Source organism: Empedobacter sp. GD03797 (assembly GCF_029842105.1).
GTDB lineage: Bacteria > Bacteroidota > Bacteroidia > Flavobacteriales > Weeksellaceae > Empedobacter > Empedobacter falsenii_C.
Window position 1 is genome coordinate 72,416 of record NZ_JAOCFS010000011.1, and the last position, 16,838, is coordinate 89,253.

The window sequence follows — 16,838 nt, forward strand, 5'->3', positions numbered from 1 at the left end:
CTTTGATGCAAATTAAGCAATAAACTAGAATATGGGAGTTATAACTGATTTATTTTTTGCGATTGGTGATATTTTCAAATGGACTTTTGAAAACTTATTATCTCCAGTTGGTGTTATCTTTGGATGGTTATTTACATTCATCGGATGCGCATTACTTGGATGGTGGTTATATAAAATCGCTAGCTTTGGAACCGAAAATGAAAAAAGATACGAAAGATAATTTATCTTATATTGTATAAAATATATTTTCGAATTAATTCGAAAAACCTCTTATAAATTTTATAAGAGGTTTTTTTGTGATAGTGACAATAATCTATTAAAAACTTCGTTTTCGTATCTAATTATATAATATTATTACAATGTCAAATACTAATTTTGATGAAGAACTAGATTTAAATAATATAATTTCTTCTATTAATAAAAAAATCCAATCTTATATATTTAATTTTTTAAACTTATTATTAAATAATAAACTTAAAATAGTTATTTTAATTTTCCTAGGTATTGGAATAGGCTTTTTTTTAAATCAGCTTTTTAGTAAAAGAGTTTCACAACTTATTGTTTTATCAAACAATAATAGTGTGGAGTATTTATATTCAAAAATTCAAAATTTACAATCGAATTTTAGTGATCCAAAAGCCAAAAAATTTATTAAAAACATTAATCATGTTGAAATCACTCCAATTGTAGATGTATATAAATTTACAGGTACAAAAGAAAGTAATCTAGAAACATTAAAAATGTATGCTGAAGATGGAGATATCATGAAAATGACAGAAGACAAGAATTTTATAAAAAATTATGATTCACATATTATTTCTATTAGTAATGGTAATAATTTAATTAATGAAAAAATGATTAATGAGATCATTAATTATTTAAATAATGACCTTTTTTACAAAGAGTTATTAAAAATTTCTAAAGAAAATTATTTAAATAAAATTAAGCAAAATGAATTGTTAATTCAACAAATAGACATATTAATTGCTAAGTATAATACACAAGACAACAAAGGAGGACAACTTCTGTATAATAATGAAAACTTACAATTAAATGATTTACTAAAAACAAAGGTTGATTTATTTAATGAAAATAATAATATTAGAATAAAATTAGTCGAAACAAAAAATACGATTAATTTATTGTCTTATGATTTGAATACCATCGTAAAACCAAAAGTAAATTTTATTTTTTTACTACCTATTTTATTTCTATTTTTTTACTTTATGTTTATTTACATTTCATTATTTTATAAAAACTTTAAAGAACAACAGTCGCACAAAATTAATATATAATAAAATGAATACTAAAGGATTAGTTATACTAGCTTCTTTTTTCTTAGCAGCATACTCTTGTAATGATAAGAAAGAAAGATCAAAAGAATCAGATGATTCAACAGAAGATGCAGTCATTGTACCTGGAATAAAAGTAACTATTAATGCTATTGTTCCTCAATCAGATACGCTACAAATATATTACAGATTGAATCCTACAGAAGATTATATCTCTAAACAATCTGTTAATGCAATTGTAAATGGAAGTGATTCTGCGCAAAATATAATTTTTAACATTCCTGGTAATGATAAAATTACTGATTTTAGATTTGACATTGGAAATAATAAAAATCAAGGGAATATTCAGTTCAAAAATTTCAGAATGGAATTAAACGGGAAATCATTTGTAACAAACGATACTATGTTTATTCAATACTTTAATCCTAATGATCAAGTTGAATACGACAGAAAAACTTCCACAGCTAAAATAGTAAAAGGAAAGTCAAATACCTACGACCCTCTGTTCATTCCAAGAGCCCCCCTTAGTGAAGAAATTAACAAATTATACAAATAATATTGACCTCCATATGGAGGTTTTATTTTATGCAAAATAGTAATAAAAAATTAGCAAAAAATGCTTCTTACTTAATAATCGTACAGCTTGTAAATCTTGCTTTACCATTTATTTCTCTACCTATAATTTCTCGAATTTTAGGAGTTGAAAATTTTGGTCTAATTAATTATGCAATAGCCTTTGTTAATTATTTTATTTTATTAATAGATTATAGTTTTAATTTTACTGCAACTAGGCTAGTCATACAAAAATTGGATAAACCAAAAGAAGTTGAGAAGATTTTCAATCAAATACTTTCTACTAAAATTTTTTTATTTTTAATATCAACTTGCTTGTTCCTCATTATTATATACTTCGTTGAGCTTAATTACACTACAAAAATATTAATGAGTATAACATTTTTATATACAATTTCTACTGTTTTGAATAATAACTGGATGTACCAAGCTTTCCAGAATTTAAGTAAAGTAGCAATTTTTAGTCTTATAAATAAATTAACATTTACAATATTAATATTATATTTCGTTCAGAAAAAAGACGATTTGATTATTTATTCTCTTATTTATTCTCTTACAGCTATTATAACTTCTGCCTCATCGTTTTACTACATTGTCAAAAATTATTCAATAAAATTTTCCTTCGTGCGTTTAAAGGAAATATTAAATATTTTACAGAAAGAACATCTCATTTTTCTTTCTCTCATTGTCATAAGTTTTTATACAACATCTAATATTATCATTTTAGGCATTACATCTTCAGCAACTGAAATAGGCTTATTTAGTTCTTCTGAAAAGATAATTGTCTTAATTACTACTATTCTAAATATATCCTTTTCCCAAGCATTGTATCCTTATATCACCCAATCTTTTAATATAAGTAAAGAATTAGGTATCAACAAAGTTCAAAAGATTCTTCCCATCACAACCTCAATGGTCGCCATCTGTTGTTGCTTTACATTTATTCTTTCAGATTTCATTGTAAACATCCTGTATGGAACAGAATTTACTTCTGCAATCTTTTTAATTAAAGTCATGATAATAATTCCTATATTTATTAGTTTTAGTAATATGTTTGGTATACAACTAATGTTAAATTTAAAATTAGATAAACAATTATTAATAGTTACTTGTATAGGAGCATTTTTAGGAATTACATCAAACTTTATCTTAAGCAGTAAATTACATGCATTAGGAACATGTATTAGTTGGATTATTTCTGAATTCTTTATAACATTATTCATGTATATAATTTTAAGAAAGAATGGTATAAATCCTATTAATCTAAACTACTATCATCCGGCTTTTATCAAAACACAATTTAAAAGTTTATTGATGACTATTGTAAAAAAATGAATTAATATATCATGAAAAAGATTTTAATTGTTGGTGCTGGTTTTTCAGGAGCTGTTGTTGCTGAAAGATTATCTCAACAAGCAAATTACAAAATACTGATCTTAGAATCTAGAGATCATATTGGAGGAAATTGCTATACAGAAAGAGATTCTGAAACAAATATTATGGAGCATAAGTATGGTCCCCACATTTTTAATACGGATAATAAACATGTCTGGGACTATATTCAAAATTTCTGCGAAATGGAGCCTTTTGTTAATAGAGTAAAGTCTATTTATAATGGTAATGTATATTCATTACCTATTAATTTGCACACAATAAATCAATATTATAACAAAACGTTAAGTCCTGTAGAAGCTAAATTGTTTATTGAAAAAATTGCTGACAGATCAATTGAGAATCCATTTAATTTTGAAGAACAAGCTCTCAAATTTATTGGGAAAGACCTTTATAAAGCTTTTTTTTATGGTTATACAAAGAAACAATGGGGTTGTGAACCAAAGGATTTACCTGCTTCCATCTTAAAAAGATTACCTGTTCGATTTAATTACGATGATAACTACTACACAAATCCGTATCAAGGAATTCCAAAAGACGGCTATACATCCATTTTTGAAAAAATGCTTACCCATCCAAGCATAGAAATTAAAACAAATACAAATTTTAATACAACTGATGATTATTCTGATTTCGATACAATCATATACACAGGTCCAATAGATGCATATTTTAATTTCAAACATGGGCGTTTATCATACCGAACTGTAGAGTTTGAAAAATATATAACAACAGGAGATTATCAGGGAAATGCTGTCATCAATTATGCTGACCCTGAAGTTCCTTTTACAAGAATACACGAACATAAACACTTTACTCCATGGGAAAGTCATGAAAAAACCATCTACTTTAAAGAGTACAGTAAAGAAACTGGAATAAACGATATTCCTTATTATCCCAAACGGTTGAGTGATGATCTTCAAAAATTAGAATTGTACCAGGCAGAAATTGAAGAGTTAAATAATATCCATTTCATTGGAAGATTAGCTACATATCGTTATATGGATATGCATCAAGTGATTAAAGAAGCATTGGATTTAAGTGAATTATTAATTAAAAATGGATAAAATAACAATATATACAGTTACACATAAGCAAGTTCCTATTGTAGAAAATGATGTGTACAAACCTATACAGGTAGGAAGAAAAATTAACACAACCTTACCAGAATATATTGGAGATGATACTGGTGAAAATATTTCAAGTAAGAATCCTAATTTCTGTGAACTAACAGCCTTTTATTGGATCTGGAAAAATGATAAAGATTCTGATATCATTGGAATATCACATTATCGTCGATATTTTGATTTCAATTCAGCAAAACTTCAAAAACACATTACAGAAATTAACAAAGACGACTCCAAAAAAGGTTTAAAACATATTTTTGAAGAAGCAAATACTAAGCAGATCATTTTATCCTTATTGCACAAGTATGACATTATTGTGCCTCAAAAAAAACTATGTAAAATAAATAGAATAATTCCAGCATCTCTTGCTTTAGATTACAAATTTACTCATCTTATAGAAGATTATAACATTATGATTGATGTTTTAAATGACCTTTTCGGAAATGATTTTGATTATGATATGTATTTCCGTAGACATTACTTTATCATCCATTACAATATGTTAATTGCAAGAAAACAAATTTTTATTGATTATTGCGATTGGTTGTTTAAAATAATGGATGAATTAGAAAAAAGAATTCATATAAGTGACTATACTTATCAAGCAAGAGTTTTTGGGTTTATTTCTGAACGATTATTTACGCTTTACCTCCATCAAAAAAAATTAAAAACAAAGCATTTACCTATCTTATTTATTAACAATATATAAAATAATTATGTCGATATTATTATCTGTGATAATTGTAAACTATAACGGAAAAGATTATTTGGATAACTGCATACAATCAATTTATAACCAATTTTCTACCAAAAATATTGAAATTATAATTGTTGACAATAACTCTACAGATCAATCTGCTGCATTTATAAAGAATAAGTATAAGGATATTGTTTTAATAGAATCTGAACAAAATTTAGGTTTTGGGAAAGGAAACAATCTAGGTGTCAAAAATGCACAAGGTAAATACATTTTGTTACTTAATAATGATACCATACTTTTAGATAATATTGATGATTGTATCACATATTTAGAAGATAATCATGATGTTGGTGTAATTGGAATAAATATGCTGAATGCAAAAAAAGAGTATTTACTGGCTGCAGGTAATTTTCCAAACGTTTTGAATTTAATAAGATTTAAAAAACTTTTTAAATCAACTCCAGAATTTATTACTGGAAATTTTTCTCAAAAATATTATAATGTAGATTGGTTAACTGGTTCTTTTTTAATGATGAAAAAAAAAGTATATCAACAAATTAATGGATTTGATGAAGATTATTTTATGTATGTAGAAGATATTGACATTTGCAAAAAAATAGCTTCAATAAATTTAAAACGAATATTTATAGCGGACAAGAATTACGTACATTTTGTTGGTTTTAACAGAGACAAAAATAAATTTATTATAGAAGGACTTAAGATATATATAAAGAAACATCATAAAAACTTCCTTGAAAATAGGATTCTTTTTTGTGCACTTGTTTTGAGTAAAGTAATTAAATTTATTAAAAAATAACAATAACATGTTTAAAAGGATATATCAAAATTTATTATTAAAATTTGGAAAGAATTATACGATAGATCCAAATATACCAGATCAATTAATCATTCAATTTTTACTGAATCGCCTAATCATGATTTTAAGGGGAATGATTCTTTTAAGAAAAAGAATTTTTGTAGGTAAAAATTGCGTGTTTTTAAATAAAAAAGGGTTAAAGCTTGGAAAAAATATCACTTTTGAAGATTATGTAAAAATTGATGGATTTGCAAGAGAGAATGTAATTATAGGAAACAACTGTAAAATAGGGAAATTTTCATCAATTAGCTGTACAAGCCATATGTCCAAATATGGAAAAGGAATAATAATAGGAGATAACACATCATGTGGACAATTTTCAGAATTTGGCTCTGCTGGAGGAATTATTATTGGTAATGATGTTATTATGGGATCTTATATCAGTTTTCATTCCGAAAATCATAATTTTGACAATTCTAATCTATTAATCAGGGAGCAAGGCGTAACATCTAAAGGTATCGTTTTAGGGAACAATATTTGGGTCGGTGCAAAAGTAACTTTTTTAGATGGAGCAAAAGTAGGTAATAATTGTGTAATTGCTTCTGGAGCCGTTGTTAACAAAGAATTTCCTGATGATGTTATTATTGGAGGTATTCCTGCAAAAATTATTAAGCAAATCCATTAAAATATGTCTACTAGAACCTATAATATATTAACTCAAATTAGCTTTATTGTCTATTTAATCACAAGTAAATTTTTATTTCTTGAATTATCTTATTTGATTGGATGCTTTTTTTTAATTACTTCTTTATTAATTTACAAAAAAATTAGTCAAACTGTTTTTGTAACTGTTTTAGGACTCTCTACAATTGTTGTTATTGGTCTAATCTCTGGATTGCTAAATGATAATTTTATATCGAAAGCATATTTGAAAGACTTTGTCTATTTTACAAAGCCTATTATTGTTCTAACGACCTCATTTATCTTAATAAAAAATATTCCAAACACTACTTTTTTTTCAAAAGCGATTATCTATTTTGCAATAATCACAGCTATTTTTCACCTAATAGGTGTTTTATTTTATATTCCACAAATTGGATTTACTATTGCTGGCTTAAGAAGCAAATTAGGCTTAGGTAATAATATAGAAGTTTTTGCTTTCATCTTACTTCTAATAAAAAACAAAGAATCAATCCTTTATGTTCATCTTAGGAATAGGTTTATATACCAATTTATTTTATTTCTCTCTATTTCTTTTTACTTTTCTCGAACTGATTTTATTATGTTGATTATTATATGGATTGGTTTAAAAGGGTATTACAGACCGAAACTTAGAACCTTTTCTTTTTTAGCAGTTTTTGTCATTTTTACTAGTTTATTATTTTATTCACTAAGTTTTGTAAATGTTTCATATAAAGATCAAGATGGTTTAAGTTCATTTATTTATAAAATGAAAAATACTCCGAATGAAATGTTTCAATCTAAAATTGATAAAAATAATTTACGTGATTTATGGCATAATTGGCGTGCTTATGAAGCTAAAATGGCTATAGATCAAACGACTGGTTTAAGAAATACGGTTATAGGAAATGGATTTGGTTCATTAGTAGATTTAAAAATTGAAGCTGAATTGGGTGAAAAAATTAGAAGAATTCCTATTCTTCATAATGGTTTTATTTACATTTATTTTAAAACTGGTTTTTTAGGTATTTTTATGTACATTATTCTTTTTATTAATATTTTCATAATTGGTTTCAGAAAAAAAGAAAGTGAAAAAGAAATTCATTATTTAATTGCTTCATTAATTTTATGTATATTTTTCACAACGTTCGTGATTACTGGAATTTACAATGCTTATGATTTATTATTAGTATACCTAGGAAGTATTTTAGCCCTTTATAGTAAAACAAAATTATCAATAAAACCTTCATAGTTTATGTCTATTGTAATAAAGAATTTAAAATAACAGCTGATACCTCCCATCTATATTTTTTCGAAACTTCAACTCTGATTGAATTCAATTCCGATTCGTTAGAAATAACAAATTTTTCAAATATAGATGGTAGCTTTTCAGATTCAAAATCTATCAAATATTCTCCAAATATCTTAAAGTCATTAAGCGCTGTAGAATTATTACATAAGACAGGAATTTTTGCTGCGGCTGCCTCTATAGGAGGAATTCCAAATCCTTCGTAAAGTGATGGATAAATAAAAAATGACGCGCTTCTATAAAAATCAACTAGATCTTCTTGAGGTACTTGTTCTATATATTTCACTTTGTCTTTTACATCTTTTGGTAATTGCATGAAATACTCATCAAAAGAATTAGATTCTAACGACTTTTTCCCTACAAAAACCATTGTAAATTGTTCATTAATTGATTTATTATTAGAAAACAATTGCAATAATTGTAATTGATTTTTACGGGGTTCAACTCTACTTATATATAAAATGTAGTCTTTCAATCCATATTTTGATAAAATCTTTTCTTGTATCCTATTTTTATCATAATCTTCTAAAAATTCGTCATTTACTCCGTTTGGAGTTACAAAAATTTTTGTTTCGGGTATATTAAAGTGTTTCGAGATTTGTCTTTTCGAATAGTTAGAAACCGTCAATAAAATATCTGTTTTTTTTGCACTCCATTTAAACAAAATTGTCCGAGAGATTCTATAGAAAAAAGGAAATTGATCAGGGTAATCAACAAATAAAATATCATGAATTGTATTAATATATTGACAATTTTTATTTAATTTTCTGAAAGGTATAATGTATTGAAAATGCATATAATCATACAAACGAGATAATTTTGGCAATTCTCCAAACATTCTTTTCCAACGATTTTTTTCTTCATATTTATAAAAAGAAATATTACCAAATCCAATAAACTCATTTTCAATCTCTAATGTCTTTTCTACAACTCCAAATATAATCGATATATCTTTTCTTTTTTTTGCTAATTCTTTATAAAGCTCTATGATATACGTTCTTGTTCCTTGGTATTCTTTGTTTAATAAATAAGCGTCAACAAATATTTTCATAAATTAATTTCAATAAAAGTACCACTTCTTTTCAATAAACTATATTCAAATCCGTTTATTATATGAATTCTGAATATTTTTCATTCGAATATACATCAATTATGAAAATTGCCATTTTAGGAACAAGAGGAATACCAAATTATCACGGTGGATTTGAACAATTTGCTGAATTTTTTGCTGTTTATTTAGCTAATAAGGGAGAAGATGTTTACGTTTATAACTCTTCATTACATCCGTATAAAGAAAAAAAATTTAATGGAGTTAAATTAATTCAATGCAAGGATCCAGAAGATAAAATGGGAACTGCAGGACAATTTCTTTACGATTTGAATTGTATTTTGGATGCTCGCAAACGTAATTTCGATGTTATTTTACAATTAGGATATACAAGCAGTACAATATGGTGGTGGTTAATGCCTAAAGGAGCGAAAATTATAACCAACATGGATGGACTAGAATGGAAACGTAGCAAATATTCAAAAAAAGTACAAAATTTCTTGAAATATGCCGAAAAATTAGGCGCAATACATTCTAATCATCTAATTGCTGATTCTTTAGGTATACAAACTTATTTGAAAAACAAATACAATAAAAACTCTACTTATATTGCTTACGGCGCCGATGTATTTATTAACCCAAATAATTCTATTTTAGAAAAATATAATATCGAAAAAAATAAGTATAGTTTGCTGATTGCACGATTTGAACCCGAAAATAACTTAGAAATGATACTTGATGGTGTGACATCTTCTAACAAAAATGAAACTTTCCTAGTCATAGGAAAACACGAAACACCTTATGGAGAATTCTTAAAAGAAAAATACAAAACTTCCCCTAATATTATATTTACTGGAGGTATTTATAATTTCGAGGAATTAAACAATATTCGTTATTATTCACGTTTATATTTTCATGGACATTCTGTTGGAGGTACAAATCCATCTTTATTGGAAGCTATGGCTTCTAACTGTTTAATTTGTGCCAATAATAACGAATTCAACAAAGGTATTCTGAAAGAAAATGCGTTTTATTTTTCTAATAGTAATGAAGTAAAACAGCTTTATGATAAGTTGGATAAAGAAAATGAATTAGAAAAAATTAAGAAAAACACAGCTGCAATAGAAAATGAATTTAGCTGGAATATTATCAATGAAAAATATTATGACCTTATCAAACAATAATATAATTTCCAAAAGAAAGCTTATCTTGTTTTCTTTTTTATTATGTCTAATAACATTACCATTAAAAAAAATTGGAATTAATAATGTTACGATTATTATCTTTATATCATCATGTTTAATTAATTATAGAGATTTAAAGTTTACAAGAAATATTCCATTGTTTCTTCCTATTTTTTACTTTCTATTATGTATTAGCTCATTATTTTGGACTATTGATAGAGATTCTTCCTTAAAAGCAATTCCAAAAGAACTTGGCTTATTTATTTTTCCTTTAATTTTCCTTTTTATAAGAAAAATTTCAAAAGAAAAATTTCAAAAGTTAATGCTTTATTATAGCTATTCTATGGCAATATACTGTATTTATTTACTTTTAAACTCTAGTCTAAAATACATACAATTTCACGATATAAATGTCTTTTTTTACCATGAACTAGTTACTCTTGAAGTTAATGCTATTTATATATCTGCCATCTTCTCTTTCGCGTTTTTATACATTATTGTAAATAATTTAAAAAAATGGTATGATTATTTTGCTGCAATACTACTTTTTATTTTAATCATTCTATTATCTTCAAAGAATGTTATTATAACAACAATATTATTATCTATTTTAAGCTTTTTTGTTTTTAAAAAGAAAATTCAATTAAAAAAATTAATAATTCTTGCAAGTATATCATTTTTTTTATGTTTTCCATTTACAAGTAAGATTTTAGAGCGATTTAAAACAGAAATTGTTGACATTAATGAAAATATTATTTTAGAAGATGGTGTAGAAGTTATTTCACTTAAAAACGCATGGGTACAAGAGAATTTTTCTAACAATAGCTACTTTACAGGAACATCAATAAGAATTTATCAATTTCGACTATTAACAGAATTTATACAAGAAAACCCTTCAATTATTTTTAGAGGAATGGGAATTAATGCAACTCAAAATAAAATTAGAGAAAAACAACAAGAAAGGAATTATCTAGAATATTTTGGAAATTTAAATTTTCATAATCAATTTCTACAATCTCAAGCAGAATTAGGATTAATTGGACTTACAATACTTCTATTAATGCTAGGAGGAGCTTTCTATACATCTATAAAAAATAAGGACTATAATTTTTTATCTTTTACAGTATTAATAAGTAGTTTATGTCTTACAGAATCTATTTTAAATAGAAATAGAGGGGTAATGATTTTTATCCTTTTTTATTGTTTATATTTTCAATTATATAAGAAAGAAAATTTCTGATAAAAATTTTTATATTGCATTTTCATCACCTTTTACGACTAGCATTACAGTTTGATACACAATTTGTATATCAAGTAAATAAGACCAATTTCGTACATAATATACATCTGTTCTAATACGTTTTTCCATATCTTCATTAGAGTCTATAGCACCTCTATAACCTTTAACCTGAGATAACCCTGTAATGCCTGGCTTTACATAATGTCGAATGTTATAACGATTAATAATATCCCGGTAATAATGATCCTGAGAAATCATATGAGGACGTGGGCCTACAATAGACATTTCTCCTTTCAACACATTGATAAATTGGGGTAATTCGTCTAAACTTGTTTTACGCAAAAACTTTCCAATACGCGTTACACGCGGATCATTCCTTTCTGTAGCTTTTATAGAGTTATACTTAGAATCCACCATTGTTCTAAATTTATAACAATCAAATTCAACCCCATTCAATCCATTTCTTTTCTGAATAAATAAAATTGAACCTTTCGAATCAATATAAATTAATAAAGCAATAATAGGAAACAACCAACTCAACAAAAAGAAACAAACAAAAGAAGCGAAAACAACATCAAACAAACTCTTAATCAATTGATTAAATTTCAAATCTAAAGGAAATCTCTTTACTTCAAATATCGGTAAAGTGTCTATATAGACTACTTTTAATTCTGTAATTCCATTATAAATAGAATCAGGAATATACGACACATTAATAAGATTTACTTCTGATAAACTTACAATTTCATAAATTAATTTCTTGCTTATCTCTCCCTTTTGAGAAATAAAAATCTTATTAATTTTATTTTCCAAGATAAACTGTCGAAAATCTATATCCCTTATTTTTAATAATCCTTGCGTAAAATCAATCTCCTCTTTACCTATTTTATCAAACAATGATATACCTAAATCTTTGCGTTCTTTTAATAAGTTGATAAATTTATTCGTATTATCATTCTTATCAATAATCAAAACATTTGTCAAATCTTGACCTTTTAAATGCAGATTTCTATAATAAATAAAGACAAAAAGACGAGTAAGTAAGCCAATCAAAAAAAGTAATAAAATATACGTGATACCTAACTGAGGTGAAAATAAATCAGATGATTTTAAGCCAGATATCGCAAATACGACAATGGAAAAAAATAAAATTTGATAGGTTATTTTTTTTACAATCTCTATAAACTTCACTCTTCTATATACCTTATACAAAGAAACATTATTGGCAATTAAAAACCAGATAACAACAAACAACAATAACGCCTTATAATGAGCTTTAAATAACTCAAAATAAGTAGGTATCTTTTCTAAAGGATAGTCTTCTATCCAAAAATATTGATATTGCAATTTCAAAAAAATGAAAAAGAAAAAAATAAATGAAACGGTATCTAAAAACTCTTGAAAAAAGTAAATTTTTACATATCTCTTTTGTTGCATATATAATTATAAAAGCGACGGTATTACATTTCAAAAAAATACTTTCTAATATAAAAACAAACTATAAAAGATTCTATATTTCTAATATTCTTAAAATCATTAGATTATTTTGTTTTGAATAAAATTAAAAACAATTAGTAAATTTTTTGATCATATTATATACCTATTAATTTTTTTTACCCTTTTACAACGCAAAAAAATCTACTTTCTTATAAATTTTATTGTATAAATCATAATTCAACAATACCCAAAATCATTACTTTATTTACTAATTCTGCATTATTTACAACCTCTAGTTTTAAAAATATATTTTTCTTATGTGTTTCTATAGTGTGTTTATTCAAAAAATGAAATTACTAGACATTTCTTAATTACTTCACCCATAACATTTTAAGGTTATGATATTTCCTTTATCATCAAAGTTTACCTACTCTCTTCTTACAATAAAAGCGAACAACTATCTCCCATAAAAAAATAAAAGATTTACTAAAAATAACAAAAGGCAAACCTCAGTTTGCCTTTTATGTTATCGTTTATTTATTTATAATTAATATCTAGTGCAACTACACTTCTGATACACTACCCCATATTCAAAAGATAGATATTATTTACTTTTTTTAAAATTTTAAACTTAGACTTAAACCATTTATCTTTTATTATTTCATCATCTAAAACAGATAAATAGATGATTTTGTTAGGTTCATCAAACATCCAATTATAATCGGCAAAACGAAAAATACATTTTTTCAAAACAAGTTTAATGTATAAATCGCAAAACTTTTTACAAAATTAAAGCCGTTTAAAATAGATTTAAACGGCTTTAATGTTATCCATGTTGAAAGAGTTTATCAGGTAGTTGCTTCTCTACTCAGACGTGTGGTTACGTGCGGATGTCAATACGATAACTTATATATCAATTCCATTTCAACTCTACAAATATAATCAAATAAATCATATAAAGAAGAAACGTAAAAGGCTATTAAACGCAGTCTAATAGCCTTTTCATTAGAATATAGCTGAAGTTTTGGATGTAGGGATTTTCATGTTTGCAACCACGCAGCTTTTAACCCGTTTACTTATACTCAATCACCTTACAAAAATACTCAAAAAATATCACTTTTTTACACTTATTTATTTGGTCAAATCACTATTAATCACTAACTTTATATAGTAATTGGGATGTTATGTTTACAATTCGCTAATAAGGGCTTGAAGTCTTAATTTTAGAAGTGATAAATTCCTTTTCCATTCGATAGGTTCTTGACCTTTCTCATATATTGGATAGGGTTCTTGTTTAAATCTAAATGTTACTTTTTTATCCAATGGATAGATATATCGGTATGTTTTTACACGGAATACTTCCCAATCTTCCAATAAAAAGCCAATATTACCACGTATAAAACGCTTTTTAGATGTGCTATTTGTGAAATTCTGTTCGTGCGAAATTTCACCTGTTATTTTATGTTTTAGAAACCTTGTAAAATGATAGCCATAATACTTAAAGTTTGACGCTTTATATATAGTTCCACAGCCTAACCGTCCATCTGCAAATGATTGAATAGCTACGACATTTTTATCTAATTGTTTTATCATTTTGATGGAATGAGCAATTAAAAGACTCTCTGCATTATGACCTAAACTATCATCTATCCACATTCTATTTAATTCAATCATCCAAGCATCAGGGTTTGGATGAGAAAACAATTTAGCTTTTAAATTCTTCATATATCCATATACAGCACAACCAAGGCATTTTTCAGGATTTTCAAAATCAAAAATCCCAATATTAAAAACTCCAAAACCGCCATCATTCCACTTATGAGAATAATGATTTTTAATAATTAATTCTTTAGCTATTTGTTTTTCAATTGGTTTAATAATTAATTTCCCTAAATTCTTTGTTTCTATTATTTTCTCCATTTTTTTATTAAATTTGTATTCTCACTTTTCAATTATAAAAACCCCTACAAAGAAGGTTTATGTCCTCCGCTGTAGGGGTTTTTATACGCTAAAAATTGAAAGGTGAGATATTTAATTTTTGCGGAGGACTTTTATTTCACTCCAAAAGCGATTACTTTATTTATATAGTTTTTAATTAATATTGTTATCCAAATAAGAAAAATAACCAAACAGAGGACACAACCAATAATCACGTAAATCCAAATTGATATATCTGTTTTATCCTTTTCGGTATTTGATTTAAAATGATCTAAAAACAATTGATCTCGTTGCAGTTTATTTTGAGCTAACTCATATTTTCTAAGACTATCATAAATTGTCAAAATATCTGACTTGGTTAAGTTATATGTCTTTTCTGATTGCTCATTATAATTTGCCTTTCCTTTGCCACTAACATTTAACTCTGTGCCTTTATCGGTTCGATTTAGAACGACTTTCAAATCATTGTCTTGTTCACCATTATATTGAACGTTTAATGCTTTCAGAACGCTTTCAAATTCGTTGAAAGTTTGATTTGATTCTATTTTTGAAACTTTTGAGTTTAATTGAAAAACCGAATCATTTTGTAAGACGTTTTCTGTCTTGATTTCAGTTTTCTCAACTTCTTTTGTCTTGCGTTTTGTTGCGCAAGATGCTAACGACATCAATGTCGCTACCATCATTATAATTAGTGCTCTCATACTCGTAAATCTTCGAATTGTTTTAAAATCTTAGCATACGATTTCGCTAAATCTGGCAAAGCTTTTTTGTACGCTTTAATATCGTTGGCATTACTAATGAAACCAACTTCAACTAACGCAGCAATACCAGCACCTCGATGCAAAATACCAATACGATCATGTTGTGAATCACTTTCTTTTTTTACACCTCGATTTGGAAGTCCTGTTGCTAATAATGTAGTTTTAAGAATTTCTGATGCAAAAAGTCTTGAATCTCCATTAGCATCATTTGCTACTAATACTTCGACACCGCTTGCATTAGATGTTGCAGAATTGAAGTGAATATCTAAAATAACCGATCCGCTTCCTGGTTTAATTCTACCTTGATATTGTGAATTAGTTTCGCTGTCTTTATCCAAGATGTATTTTACACCTAATTTGTCAAGTTCTTTGACAATGGCATTTCGAAATTCTTTTGTTAAATCGGCTTCTCTATAACCGTTGCCAACTGCGCCACTATCGGCGTTGTGATGACCTGCTGATAAGTATATCATATATTAATTTTAAAATGAGTTTATCCTGCACATGTAGTTTTTACACGTGCTTTAAATTGTTTTTAAATACTGTTTAAATGTTTATTTTTCTGTGAAGTTGAACGACTTTTTTCCGAAAATTCGGACGGCTAAATAATAACAATTGCAAAGAAATAAATACCAATAACGACTAACAGGTTTTCTATTTTCAAAATAGACATTTACCCAATCTTTCATATTGTATTTTAATTTCACATCTGCAATATGACGGTCTATTTCTTGACCTCCAATTCCATAACTTGTATCATGGATATTGCATTGCACTTTAAAGAACTTATGATGTGGTGGTTTAAACCATTTCCAAAACCCACTACAAGCTCCACAACCATTTACTCTGTTAAGTCCCATTTTCCATCGTTATCGTTTTCCACAATGTATGCTTTCAACACATCGTAAGAAATAGCATTTAAGTTATCAAAAACTCCCATGATATAATCAAATGCAGGTAATAAGATGAAATTACCTTCTGCGTCTAATACAGGTTCGAAATTCTCATCACGTTGTTGGATCATTTCGCTATTATTGATGTACCAATCGTATGATGTTTGGTTTTTAAACAAATGCGAAACATCTACGCCATAACGTGTATACAAAATGAAATAATTGACATAAAATTGTTCATAATTACCACCATCAATGTGCGCTTGCATCACGTTGACTGTTCTTTCTATATCTTCAAATCCTACTTCCTTCAGATTTGAAATTTGCTGTTTTAAAAGTATTCTTCCTTTCATGTTGTCCATTGATTGTAGTTTTTAATTAGTTTAAATATTGTAAAGAAATTAAATTAACATTAACAGGATTATCTGACGTTGCAGATGGAATTT

General features: G+C 26.5%; 18 protein-coding genes. 11 read left to right on the forward strand and 7 right to left on the reverse strand.

All coding sequences use genetic code 11. The features are described 5' to 3' along the window. Positions 1-31 precede the first annotated feature (31 nt). The 9 genes from N5D90_RS09395 (at position 32) to N5D90_RS09435 (ending at position 7,834) form a co-directional block, all read left to right on the forward strand. A complete protein-coding gene (locus N5D90_RS09395; protein ID WP_038336022.1) occupies positions 32-220 on the forward strand; it encodes a hypothetical protein in 189 nt (62 codons plus the stop codon). Between the two features lie 139 nt (positions 221-359). Continuing rightward, complete coding sequence (locus N5D90_RS09400) at positions 360-1,295, forward strand: hypothetical protein (RefSeq protein WP_280062279.1); 936 nt, start codon at positions 360-362, stop codon at positions 1,293-1,295. Positions 1,296-1,299: 4 nt separating this feature from the next. Continuing rightward, on the forward strand, positions 1,300-1,848 hold the full coding sequence (locus tag N5D90_RS09405; RefSeq protein WP_280062280.1) for a hypothetical protein: 549 nt from the start codon (positions 1,300-1,302) through the stop codon (positions 1,846-1,848). Between the two features lie 29 nt (positions 1,849-1,877). Then, entirely contained in the window at positions 1,878-3,200 is a 1,323-nt protein-coding gene (locus N5D90_RS09410; RefSeq protein ID WP_280062281.1) for an oligosaccharide flippase family protein, read from the forward strand. Positions 3,201-3,211: 11 nt separating this feature from the next. Next, a complete protein-coding gene (gene glf / locus N5D90_RS09415) occupies positions 3,212-4,324 on the forward strand; it encodes a UDP-galactopyranose mutase (protein ID WP_280062282.1) in 1,113 nt (370 codons plus the stop codon). Beyond that, positions 4,317-5,093, forward strand: coding sequence for a DUF4422 domain-containing protein (locus tag N5D90_RS09420; protein WP_280062283.1), 777 nt, complete (start codon positions 4,317-4,319; stop codon positions 5,091-5,093). The genes glf and N5D90_RS09420 overlap by 8 nt, the downstream gene beginning before the upstream one ends. Before the next feature lie 7 nt (positions 5,094-5,100). Further along, the gene (locus N5D90_RS09425; RefSeq protein ID WP_280062284.1) at positions 5,101-5,901 is read left to right on the forward strand and encodes a glycosyltransferase family 2 protein; all 801 of its coding nucleotides are present in this window, start codon (positions 5,101-5,103) and stop codon (positions 5,899-5,901) included. Between the two features lie 7 nt (positions 5,902-5,908). Continuing rightward, entirely contained in the window at positions 5,909-6,586 is a 678-nt protein-coding gene (locus tag N5D90_RS09430; protein WP_280062285.1) for an acyltransferase, read from the forward strand. 3 nt (positions 6,587-6,589) lie between these two features. Further along, a complete protein-coding gene (locus tag N5D90_RS09435; protein ID WP_280062286.1) occupies positions 6,590-7,834 on the forward strand; it encodes a hypothetical protein in 1,245 nt (414 codons plus the stop codon). A 7-nt stretch (positions 7,835-7,841) separates the two neighbouring features. Here N5D90_RS09435 and N5D90_RS09440 read toward each other — a convergent pair whose 3' ends face one another. Further along, the gene (locus tag N5D90_RS09440; RefSeq protein ID WP_280062287.1) at positions 7,842-8,942 is read right to left on the reverse strand and encodes a glycosyltransferase family 1 protein; all 1,101 of its coding nucleotides are present in this window, start codon (positions 8,940-8,942) and stop codon (positions 7,842-7,844) included. A gap of 62 nt (positions 8,943-9,004) precedes the next feature. Here N5D90_RS09440 and N5D90_RS09445 point away from each other — a divergent pair, with 62 nt between their 5' ends. Further along, positions 9,005-10,123: a DUF1972 domain-containing protein gene (locus tag N5D90_RS09445; protein WP_347881114.1), complete on the forward strand. Its 1,119-nt coding sequence runs from the start codon at positions 9,005-9,007 to the stop codon at positions 10,121-10,123. Next, positions 10,068-11,363, forward strand: a complete 1,296-nt coding sequence (locus N5D90_RS09450; RefSeq protein WP_280062288.1) for an O-antigen ligase family protein — start codon at positions 10,068-10,070, stop codon at positions 11,361-11,363. Before N5D90_RS09445 ends, N5D90_RS09450 begins: the two co-directional genes overlap by 56 nt. A 9-nt stretch (positions 11,364-11,372) precedes the next feature. Here the strand turns inward: N5D90_RS09450 and N5D90_RS09455 are convergent, their stop codons facing one another. From N5D90_RS09455 to N5D90_RS09480, 6 genes are all read right to left on the reverse strand, one after another. Beyond that, on the reverse strand, positions 11,373-12,800 hold the full coding sequence (locus tag N5D90_RS09455; protein WP_280062289.1) for an exopolysaccharide biosynthesis polyprenyl glycosylphosphotransferase: 1,428 nt from the start codon (positions 12,798-12,800) through the stop codon (positions 11,373-11,375). Positions 12,801-13,988: 1,188 nt separating this feature from the next. Continuing rightward, the gene (locus N5D90_RS09460; RefSeq protein WP_280062290.1) at positions 13,989-14,720 is read right to left on the reverse strand and encodes a hypothetical protein; all 732 of its coding nucleotides are present in this window, start codon (positions 14,718-14,720) and stop codon (positions 13,989-13,991) included. Between the two features lie 131 nt (positions 14,721-14,851). Continuing rightward, positions 14,852-15,439 carry a hypothetical protein gene (locus N5D90_RS09465; protein WP_280062291.1) on the reverse strand — a complete coding sequence of 196 codons (588 nt, stop codon included), beginning with the start codon at positions 15,437-15,439 and terminating at the stop codon, positions 14,852-14,854. Continuing rightward, positions 15,436-15,972 carry an N-acetylmuramoyl-L-alanine amidase gene (locus N5D90_RS09470; RefSeq protein WP_280036743.1) on the reverse strand — a complete coding sequence of 179 codons (537 nt, stop codon included), beginning with the start codon at positions 15,970-15,972 and terminating at the stop codon, positions 15,436-15,438. Before N5D90_RS09470 ends, N5D90_RS09465 begins: the two co-directional genes overlap by 4 nt. Before the next feature lie 81 nt (positions 15,973-16,053). After that, positions 16,054-16,359 (reverse strand): hypothetical protein, encoded by a 306-nt coding sequence (locus N5D90_RS09475; RefSeq protein WP_280062292.1) that lies wholly within the window; start codon positions 16,357-16,359, stop codon positions 16,054-16,056. Continuing rightward, positions 16,341-16,754 carry a hypothetical protein gene (locus N5D90_RS09480; RefSeq protein WP_280062293.1) on the reverse strand — a complete coding sequence of 138 codons (414 nt, stop codon included), beginning with the start codon at positions 16,752-16,754 and terminating at the stop codon, positions 16,341-16,343. The genes N5D90_RS09475 and N5D90_RS09480 overlap by 19 nt, the downstream gene beginning before the upstream one ends. Positions 16,755-16,838 lie beyond the last annotated feature (84 nt).

Coding starts and splice junctions, on each gene's coding strand:
- N5D90_RS09395 (WP_038336022.1), top strand. CDS start 32: ATGGGAGTTATAACTGATTTATTTTTTGCGATTGGTGATATTTTCAAA.
- N5D90_RS09400 (WP_280062279.1), top strand. CDS start 360: ATGTCAAATACTAATTTTGATGAAGAACTAGATTTAAATAATATAATT.
- N5D90_RS09405 (WP_280062280.1), top strand. CDS start 1,300: ATGAATACTAAAGGATTAGTTATACTAGCTTCTTTTTTCTTAGCAGCA.
- N5D90_RS09410 (WP_280062281.1), top strand. CDS start 1,878: ATGCAAAATAGTAATAAAAAATTAGCAAAAAATGCTTCTTACTTAATA.
- glf (WP_280062282.1), top strand. CDS start 3,212: ATGAAAAAGATTTTAATTGTTGGTGCTGGTTTTTCAGGAGCTGTTGTT.
- N5D90_RS09420 (WP_280062283.1), top strand. CDS start 4,317: ATGGATAAAATAACAATATATACAGTTACACATAAGCAAGTTCCTATT.
- N5D90_RS09425 (WP_280062284.1), top strand. CDS start 5,101: ATGTCGATATTATTATCTGTGATAATTGTAAACTATAACGGAAAAGAT.
- N5D90_RS09430 (WP_280062285.1), top strand. CDS start 5,909: ATGTTTAAAAGGATATATCAAAATTTATTATTAAAATTTGGAAAGAAT.
- N5D90_RS09435 (WP_280062286.1), top strand. CDS start 6,590: ATGTCTACTAGAACCTATAATATATTAACTCAAATTAGCTTTATTGTC.
- N5D90_RS09440 (WP_280062287.1), bottom strand. CDS start 8,942: ATGAAAATATTTGTTGACGCTTATTTATTAAACAAAGAATACCAAGGA.
- N5D90_RS09445 (WP_347881114.1), top strand. CDS start 9,005: ATGAATTCTGAATATTTTTCATTCGAATATACATCAATTATGAAAATT.
- N5D90_RS09450 (WP_280062288.1), top strand. CDS start 10,068: ATGAATTTAGCTGGAATATTATCAATGAAAAATATTATGACCTTATCA.
- N5D90_RS09455 (WP_280062289.1), bottom strand. CDS start 12,800: ATGCAACAAAAGAGATATGTAAAAATTTACTTTTTTCAAGAGTTTTTA.
- N5D90_RS09460 (WP_280062290.1), bottom strand. CDS start 14,720: ATGGAGAAAATAATAGAAACAAAGAATTTAGGGAAATTAATTATTAAA.
- N5D90_RS09465 (WP_280062291.1), bottom strand. CDS start 15,439: ATGAGAGCACTAATTATAATGATGGTAGCGACATTGATGTCGTTAGCA.
- N5D90_RS09470 (WP_280036743.1), bottom strand. CDS start 15,972: ATGATATACTTATCAGCAGGTCATCACAACGCCGATAGTGGCGCAGTT.
- N5D90_RS09475 (WP_280062292.1), bottom strand. CDS start 16,359: ATGGGACTTAACAGAGTAAATGGTTGTGGAGCTTGTAGTGGGTTTTGG.
- N5D90_RS09480 (WP_280062293.1), bottom strand. CDS start 16,754: ATGGACAACATGAAAGGAAGAATACTTTTAAAACAGCAAATTTCAAAT.